This window comes from Psychrobacter sp. 1Y4, assembly GCF_051847555.1.
Map to the genome: position 1 here is coordinate 1 of NZ_JBPYDE010000339.1, position 841 is coordinate 841.

1 protein-coding gene is annotated in these 841 nt (G+C 44.9%); it reads left to right on the forward strand.

Annotated elements, in window-relative coordinates:
* The coding region (locus ACS8FC_RS16190; protein ID WP_439297527.1) for a nitrilase-related carbon-nitrogen hydrolase at positions 1–841 on the forward strand (841 nt) is incomplete at both ends.

The window sequence follows — 841 nt, forward strand, 5'->3', positions numbered from 1 at the left end:
TGTACTGTCCATGCGTGTTGATTATGCCAAATTTTCCAACCCGCATACCTATGATGATTTGATTGGGCAAAAAGAAATTATCCGCGACAATCCTGAAGGCGACGCCATTTATGGTCTAGACGCATTGATTGATCCTGAATATCGTGGCTATCGCCTCGGTCGTCGTCTCTACGACGCCCGAAAAGAGCTATGCCGTCAGTTAAACTACCGCGCTATTTTGGCTGGTGGTCGTATTCCTAACTATCATAACCACCAAGACTTGAGTCCAGGCGAATATATTGACGCTGTTGAGAGCCGCGAAATTCACGACCCTGCATTGTCTTTTCAGTTGTCAAACGGGTTCATCGTCAAGCGTATCTTGACCGCCTACCTACCAGATGACAAACAATCTAAAGGGTTTGCCACCTTGCTTGAGTGGTCAAATATCTACTATGAGCCAAAAGACTATAAGCCCAACACACGCAAATCTGAGGTGCGTATTGGTGGTATTCAGTGGCAAATGCGCGAAGTCGAGTCACCTGAAGAGCTACTACAACAAGTTGAGTTTTTCGTTGATATCATGGCTGATTACAACTCAGACTTTGCCTGCTTGCCAGAGTTCTTTAACGCACCATTAATGGGTTTATGCGAAGAAACCGACCAAAATATCGCCATCCGCTTTTTGGCAGGTTATACCGAATGGTTCAAAAATGAGATTTCGCATTTGGCCGTCAGTTACAATGTCAATGTCATTACAGGCTCTATGCCTTTATTAGACGAAGACGATACATTATACAATGTCAGCTACTTGTGTCGCCGTGATGGCACGGTTGAAGAACAGCGCAAAATCCATATCACGCCA